The sequence below is a fragment of the Streptosporangium sp. NPDC006013 genome, from assembly GCF_040614275.1.
Classification (GTDB): domain Bacteria; phylum Actinomycetota; class Actinomycetes; order Streptosporangiales; family Streptosporangiaceae; genus Streptosporangium.
Map to the genome: position 1 here is coordinate 21,735 of NZ_JBEXUE010000077.1, position 6,991 is coordinate 28,725.

General features: G+C 67.0%; 10 protein-coding genes. 4 read left to right on the forward strand and 6 right to left on the reverse strand.

Going from position 1 to position 6,991, the window contains the following annotated elements:
* The first annotated feature begins 14 nt into the window (after nucleotides 1-14).
* Entirely contained in the window at nucleotides 15-1,496 is a 1,482-nt protein-coding gene (locus ABZ260_RS14770; RefSeq protein ID WP_355616960.1) for an SPFH domain-containing protein, read from the forward strand.
* Between the two features lie 161 nt (nucleotides 1,497-1,657).
* Complete coding sequence (locus tag ABZ260_RS14775) at nucleotides 1,658-1,930, forward strand: GlsB/YeaQ/YmgE family stress response membrane protein (protein ID WP_355616962.1); 273 nt, start codon at nucleotides 1,658-1,660, stop codon at nucleotides 1,928-1,930.
* Nucleotides 1,931-2,049: 119 nt separating this feature from the next.
* Here the strand turns inward: ABZ260_RS14775 and ABZ260_RS14780 are convergent, their stop codons facing one another.
* The gene (locus tag ABZ260_RS14780; RefSeq protein WP_355616964.1) at nucleotides 2,050-2,730 is read right to left on the reverse strand and encodes a hypothetical protein; all 681 of its coding nucleotides are present in this window, start codon (nucleotides 2,728-2,730) and stop codon (nucleotides 2,050-2,052) included.
* Nucleotides 2,727-3,515, reverse strand: coding sequence for an RNA polymerase sigma factor (locus tag ABZ260_RS14785; RefSeq protein WP_355616966.1), 789 nt, complete (start codon nucleotides 3,513-3,515; stop codon nucleotides 2,727-2,729). Before ABZ260_RS14785 ends, ABZ260_RS14780 begins: the two co-directional genes overlap by 4 nt.
* A 169-nt stretch (nucleotides 3,516-3,684) precedes the next feature.
* Between ABZ260_RS14785 and ABZ260_RS14790 the strand changes: the two genes are divergently transcribed.
* Nucleotides 3,685-4,008: a hypothetical protein gene (locus ABZ260_RS14790; RefSeq protein WP_355616968.1), complete on the forward strand. Its 324-nt coding sequence runs from the start codon at nucleotides 3,685-3,687 to the stop codon at nucleotides 4,006-4,008.
* Between the two features lie 207 nt (nucleotides 4,009-4,215).
* Here ABZ260_RS14790 and ABZ260_RS14795 read toward each other — a convergent pair whose 3' ends face one another.
* The 4 genes from ABZ260_RS14795 to ABZ260_RS14810 form a co-directional block, all read right to left on the reverse strand.
* Nucleotides 4,216-5,211, reverse strand: a complete 996-nt coding sequence (locus ABZ260_RS14795; protein WP_355616970.1) for a leucine-rich repeat domain-containing protein — start codon at nucleotides 5,209-5,211, stop codon at nucleotides 4,216-4,218.
* A gap of 416 nt (nucleotides 5,212-5,627) precedes the next feature.
* Nucleotides 5,628-5,831, reverse strand: coding sequence for a DUF397 domain-containing protein (locus ABZ260_RS14800; protein WP_355616972.1), 204 nt, complete (start codon nucleotides 5,829-5,831; stop codon nucleotides 5,628-5,630).
* A 52-nt stretch (nucleotides 5,832-5,883) separates the two neighbouring features.
* Entirely contained in the window at nucleotides 5,884-6,087 is a 204-nt protein-coding gene (locus ABZ260_RS14805; protein ID WP_350956849.1) for a DUF397 domain-containing protein, read from the reverse strand.
* A 9-nt stretch (nucleotides 6,088-6,096) separates the two neighbouring features.
* Nucleotides 6,097-6,489, reverse strand: coding sequence for a DUF5753 domain-containing protein (locus ABZ260_RS14810; protein ID WP_355616974.1), 393 nt, complete (start codon nucleotides 6,487-6,489; stop codon nucleotides 6,097-6,099).
* An 82-nt stretch (nucleotides 6,490-6,571) separates the two neighbouring features.
* On the opposite strand from ABZ260_RS14810, the gene ABZ260_RS14815 reads away from it, so the two are divergent.
* Nucleotides 6,572-6,991: ATP-binding protein (locus tag ABZ260_RS14815; protein WP_355616976.1), on the forward strand; the 420-nt coding region annotated here is incomplete at its 3' end.

Sequence of the window (6,991 nt, forward strand, 5' to 3'; positions counted from 1 at the left end):
CCGTGGAGGCCGCGATGCCTACGGAGTACTTCGTCATCGGGGGCGTCGTCCTCGTCGCCCTTCTCGTCATCGTCCTGCTGTTCAAGGCCATCTGGCGGGTGGCCGAACCCAACGAGGCGCTGATCATCTCCGGGCTCGGGGCCCGGGGCAGGAGCGAGGAGGCCGACAGCCTCGGATTCAAGATCATCACAGGTAAGGGCACCTCCGTGCTCCCCGGATTCCAGACCGCGCGCCGCCTGCGCCTGGACAGCCGGGCCGCCAACCTCCAGGTCTCCTGCGTCACCCAGCAGGGCATCCCGGTGGTGGTCCGCGGCGTCGTGATCTACAAGGTCGGCGACGACCTGCACTCGATCGCCAACTCCGCCCGCCGCTTCCTGGACCAGCAGGACTCGATGAACGGCGCCATCCACGAGCTGTTCACCGGCCACCTGCGGTCGATCATCGGCAACCTGACGGTCGAGGACCTCATCCTCAACCGCGAGCGGCTGACCGGTGAGACCCGCGCCTCGGCCGCCGACGAGATGATCAAGCTTGGACTGATCGTCGACTCCCTGCAGATCCAGGAGATCGACGACGAGACGGGCTACATCACCAACCTCGGCAAGCCGCACGCCGCCAGGATCGCCGCCTCGGCACGCATCGCCGAGGCCCAGCGTGACCAGGAGGCCACCGAGGCCGAGCAGGTCGCCGCCGCCAACAAGGCCGCCGCCTGGCGCGACTCCCAGATCAAGCAGGCCGCCTACCAAGCCGAGATCGACGAGGCCCTGGCCAGGTCCCGCCAGGCGGGGCCGCTCTCTGAGGCGTCCGCCCGCCAGGAGGTCGTCGTCCAGGAGACCCGTGCCGCCGAGCTTGAGGCGGCGCTGGCCGAGCAGCGACTCCAGGCCCAGGTCCGCAAGCCCGCCGACGCCAGGGCGTACGAGACGGTGACGGCCTCCCAGGCCGAGCGCGACGCCCGCATCGCCCAGGCCGAGGCCGAGGCCCGCGAGACCGAGCTCCGCGCCGCCGCGCAGGCGTCGCAGGTCAAGCAGGCCGCCGCGGCCGAGGCGGAGTCCGTGCGGCTGCGCGGTCTCGCCGCCGCCGACGCGACCAAGGCCACCGGCCTGGCCGCCGCGGAGGCTTCCAGGGCCCAGGGACTCGCGGAGGCCGAGGCGGCCAAGGCGAGGGGCCTGGCCGAGGCCGACGCGATCCGGGCCCGTTCCGAGGCCCTCGCCGACAACCAGGAGGCGGTCATCGCCCAGCAACTCGCCGAGAACTGGCCGCAGATCGTCGAGGCGGGGGCGAAGTCCTTCGGCAACATCGACCACATGGTCGTCCTCAACGGCGCCCAGGGTGTCGAGGAGATGCTCGCCAAGGCTCTCACCCTCGGCGGCACCGGCCTCGGACTCGTCCGCTCCCTGCTGAGCGGCGCCACCCCCGCCACCCCGGGCGCTCCCGCCGTCCCCGCCGGCGACACGGCTGTGGAAACGCGGGGAAAGCCCGTCGACCGGGTCTCCTGACACCGGGGCTCCCCGGGTGGTGAGCGCCGGGCCGGAACCCGTATGCGACCACTTCAAGACAGGACCGTGACCGACGGCCAGTAATTCGGGTCACTCCGTTATGTGTTGTTCTACTTTCCCAGGGCATACGCCTGGCAGCTGAGCAGACAGGAGCGTGGAACATGACAGTCACCGGCATCATCACCGCCATCGTCATCGGCGCCATCATCGGTGCCCTGGGTCGGCTCGTCGTGCCCGGCAAGCAGGCCATCCCGATCTGGCTGACCATCGTCATCGGTATCGTCGCCGCCCTCATCGGCACCGCGATCGCCGGAGCGCTCGGAGTCGCCACCACGTCGGGCATCGACTGGATCGAACTCATCATCCAGGTCGCCCTGGCCGCCGTCGGCGTCCTCCTGGCGGTGAGCCTGTACGGCAGGCGAGGCGTCCGGTAACCAAGTCCACCCGTGTCCGGTCTCCGGGTTCCCGGAGACCGGCACCCACGACGGCCCCGGCCCGGAGAACTCCGTGCCGGGGCCGTCGTCGCGTGCCGCGCGCTACGAGCTCGGACGGCTCACCCGCTCTGCGGGCTGGGCAACTCCGAGGGGCCGACAGGGTGCCCGGTGGTGTCGACCAGGACGCACGGCTTCACCGGCCCGTCCGAGATCCGCGCCCATATGCTCAAGGTGGGCTCGCCGATGTTGAACTCCAGAACCGCCGTCTGCCCCTCGTCGAGGGTGCCCGGGTCGAAGACGAAGCCCAGCCCGGAGGGGGTTTCCTTGTTGATGAGGACCAGCGGCCTGCCGTCGGCGGGTTCGTAGGTCTCCTCGCGTGGCAGGAGGTTGTCACTGCGCGGATCCGCGCACTGCTTTCCCTGGGGGACGTAGTCCACAACGGCTCTGAAACCGAGTGCGTTGAGGTCGGCCTCCAGTTTCTTGGGATCCCTGATCTCGTTGATCTCGATTGAGATCGTGCCGTCGGGGTTCTGCGCCACGGCGTAGGCCGGGGTCCCCCCGGAGACGAACACCGGTACGGCCACCGCGAGTGCCGCGGCGGCGGCCAGGGCGGGGACGAGGAAGACCGGACGCCGCAGTACTCGCTTCCGCGGCCGGACCTCCTGGTCGATCTCCTGCATCACGAACTCCTTGAGCAGTCGGCGACGGCCCGCCGGAAGGTCCCGTTCCACCGGGACCGGCAGCAGCCGGGCCAGCTCCTCGATCTGACCGGGGTCAGGCTGGGGCCTGGCGGCATTCATAGGGCTCTCTCCTGAACGAACCGGACCGCGTTGTCGCGGTCACCATTCATCTGTCCGGGCCGTGACTGCGGTTCCCGCATCTTCCCGACCGCCCGCGTGGGGCGTGGTCGGGGTTCTCGTACTTCTCCGGCTGCCTGTTCTGGCCGCTGTGATTCCCGTGTCCCTACGGCCCGTTGCCTGCCCTCTGGCTGCGGTTCCCGTGTTCCTCCGGCCGCCTGTCCGGGGCGCGACGGTGATTCCCGCGTTCTCTCCGGCGCAGCCGCGTCCACGGCGAGCTTCCGCAGCCTCTTCCTCGCCCGGGAGAGCCGGGAGCGGATCGTGCCCACCGGCACCCCCAGGGCTTCGGCCGCCTCGGCGTACCCGAGCCCGGCCCACACGCACAGCGCGAGTACCTCCCGTTCGGACCTGCGCAGCGCGCCCAGAGCGACCCGGACCGAGGCCAGCAACTCGTCGTCGTCGACGCGGCCCGCCACCTCCTCGGCGATGTCCGGCACCGCCCCGCCCGGAGGCAGCCTGGCGAGCGCGCCCTCGTGCCGCCGCAAGGCGCGATTGACGTTACGGGCGACGTTGGTCGCGACGCCCAGCAGCCAGGGCCGCAGCGAACCGCCCTCCACATCGACCCTGCCCCGCAGCCGCCACGCCTCCAGGAAGGTCACCGACACCACGTCCTCGGCGGCCGACCAGTCGCCGGTCAGCCGGAAGGCGTGGTTGTAGACCGAGCGCGCATGGTCGTCGAACAGCCGGCTGAAGGCGTCCGCATCTCCGGCGCGCACCCGGGCGCGCATAGTCGTCTCCACACACATGTACTGTCCGCCCGAACCCGCCGGTTCCTCAGGATTCAGGACATCATGCTCACCCGCGCCTGACGTCACCTCTCACGGCCCCGGGTTTCGGTGGCGGAGCGTTGCAGCCGGTTGCAAGCTGTGCCCAACCGGGCGCCGATAAATTTCGGTCATGAACCTCCGCATGGCGTCGTCCAAGTCCTGGGCCGCGCTCGTCGTCGGTGTGCTCGCCGTCGTCGTGCGCGTGGACCTGACCACCACCCTGACGGTCAACGGGCAGTCCACCTGCGACTACACCGACCTCGCGGGGATCGGTCTGGGCGGTCTCGCGATGTTCATCGCCCTGGTGGCCGGGTGGGATGCCGTCACCGGTCTCACCGACTACCAACCTCGGGTGCGCAAGGGTGTCACCTTGGGGGTGATCGCTCTGGCGCTTCTTCTCGGCGCGGTCGGCCTGCTCAAGGGCTTTGCCGTCATCATGAGCCCCTGCGGCTGAAACCCCTGGTGTCCGGTGCGCGCCGACAGAAGACCGTTGCTGTGCATCGCATGCTGCCAGGACCCAACGGGTCACATCACGAACAGGTCGCTTGTATGCCGCGAGTTGGCCGGCGAGGTCATCAGAGGGGTAGAAACCGTTGTCGTGTCATGCCTCACTCGTCCCCACCTTCGCAAGCGGCCCCACGATCATTCCCCGAATACATTTTCAGGTAGGGCCGTGGCCTGGTGGGGCCGGTGGAATTTTCTGACCCCACCAACCCCAACGCTCCTCATAGAAGACACTCAGTAGGAGCCTGGTGCCCTCGCTGAGGGCGGGAAGGTCACCCAGCCAATCGGGCAGAACGGTCAGCGGGTTATCGCTCACACTGAGCTCGGTGAGGGCGGTGAGGTTGCCCAGCGACTCGGGCAGAACGGTCAACTGGTTATCCCTCAGGTAGAGGTCGGTGAGGGCGGTGAGGTTGCCCACTGACTCGGGCAGAACAGTCAGCCGGTTACTGCCCACACTGAGGGCGCTGAGAGCGGTGAGGTTGCCCAGCGACTCAGGTAGAGAGGTCAACTGGTTAGCGCCCAGGCAGAGTTCGGTGAGGGCGGTGAGGTTGCCTACCGACTCAGGCAGAGCGGTCAACCGGTTATCGACCAGGTCGAGTTCGATGAGGGCGGTGAGGTTGCCTACCGACTCGGGCAGAACGGTCAATCGGTTACCGCCCAGGTAGAGCCATTCGAGGGCGGTGAGGTTGCCTACCGACTCAGGCAGAGCGGTCAACTGGTTGTCATACAGGTAGAGCCATTCGAGGGCGGTGAGGTTGCCCAGTGACTCAGGCAGAACAGTCAACTGATTACCGTTCAGGTAGAGCCAGTAGAGCTCGGTGAGGTTCCCCACTGAGTCAGGTAGAACGGTCAGTCGGTTGTTATGCAGATAGAGCTCGGTGAGGGCGGTGAGGTTCCCCACTGACTCAGGCAGAGCGGTCAGCTGGTTGTCGTGCAGGGAGAGGTTGGTGAGGGCGGTGAGGTTGCCCAGCGACTCAGGCAGAACAGTCAACTGGTTACCGCCCAGGGAGAGGTTGGTGAGGGCGGTGAGGTTCCACACTGACTCGGGCAGAGCGGTCAGCCGGTTGTCATACAGGTAGAGGCTGGTCAGATGGGTGAGATCACCGGGCGATTCCGGCACCGTGTCCAGGTCGAGCCCGGACAGGTCCAGCATGGTCGATCCCTCTCGGAGGCACCTGTCGATCCGCTCGTCAGCGGTCATCGGGTCGTTCCCGGTCTCCGTCAAGATCTCTCTCCTCGTCGTTGCTCGGATGCCCGGTCGCTTCGGGCGCGAGGGTCGAGGATGAGGCTATGGATCGGTGCTGGGAACCTACTTGGAGGGCGCTGAGGACCGGCTTGTGGATGGGACATCGATGTCGGCGAACGCCAAGCAAACGGTCTCGACCGCGCGCATGAGACCAGAGGTGAAAACGGCGGCGAGGCCGTCCACGGGGCGCCTGCGCCCCTCACCTCTCAGGAAACCTTCTCCGACCTGTCACATGATCAGGGACGTGTGTCGAATTCACCGTCCTTGACACCGTCGACGAAGGTTCGCCACCCGTCAGGTGAGAAGATCAGCTCATCACACGATCAGGGACGCGTGTCGAAGTCTCCAGTCTTGACACGGCTGAGGAAGGCAGCCCAGTCACCCGACAAGAAGGAAAGTACGGCGCCGCCAGGATTCTTGGAGTCACGGACAAGATACTGGTTGTCTACGTGGGCCACCTCGACGCAGTTGTTGCCGCTTCCACTCAGGCTGCTCTTGTACCAGACGGCGCTCGCCAGATCAGTCATGGGGCACCTGCGTTCCTCGCCTCTCAGGAGCCTTCTCTGACCCGTCACGCGATCAGGGACGGGTGTCGAAGTCTCCAGTCTTGATGCGGCCGAGGAAGGCGGTCCAGTCACCCGACGAGAAGACAAGTGTGGCTCCGCCAGGATCCTTGGAGTCCCGGACAGCGACCGAGCCCGGAATGAAAGCGACTTCAACGCAGTTGTCTGTCGTTCCCTGACTGCGTGAACTCTTTTGCCAGGTGACCTGGGAGAAGTCCATGAGGGTGCCTCACTTCAACGTGTCGAGCATGCCGGACAGGTAGATGAGGGATGCATCAGGGGCAAGCGCCGTTGCGCACAAATGCTGGAAAACCAGTGTATAGCGGGCAAGCTCTTCCGGCTTTTCCAGGTAGAGGCCATCAGTGCCGGTCTCCACATAGACGATCTTCGGGTCCTCGGGGAATTCCATGATGACGAACTGACCAGCCATGCCCGCGTGCAGGCCAGCAGTGAGTGGGAGGACCTGGATGGTGACGTGTTCCAAGGGTTCGGTGTCGATGAGTCGCTGAAGCTGCTCGCGGAAGACAGGCGGTGAGCTCAAGGGACGGACCAGGGCGGCTTCGTCGATGACGACCCAGAAACGTGGGGAGTCCTTTTGGGTGAGGAGTTTCTGTCGTTCCATTCTCAACCTGACGCGCCGTTCGACAAGGGGTCTGGGCCGGGGCCGACAACGCCGCCGACGTCATCGTCTCGGCGGCGATCGCATGAACGCGTACCGGCAGGCCGCCTGCCGCTACGAACGGCAGCGAGCGACCGCGGGACGCTGGGCCGTACTGCACCCGCTGGGTCACGCCGAGTTCGCGGGCCTGGCCTGCTCCGTCGCGACGGTCCGCGCCTGGGCACGAGACCTGCTCACCGGCAGAGTCGCCGATACCACCCTGAACGACGTGGTGCTGCTGCTCAGTGAGGTTGTGACGAACTCCGTCGTCCACTCCGACTCCGGACGCGCCGCCGGAGGATCGCTGACGGTCTGCCTCGGGCTGGGCGGCGGCATGGTGCACGCCGAGGTGATCGACGACGGCTCGGCGCCCAGCCTCCCCTTCGTCCGCGCGGCCGACTTCGACAGCGACGGCGGACGCGGCCTGCTCCTGGTCGAGGCCCTGGCCACCGCCTGGGGCACCCAC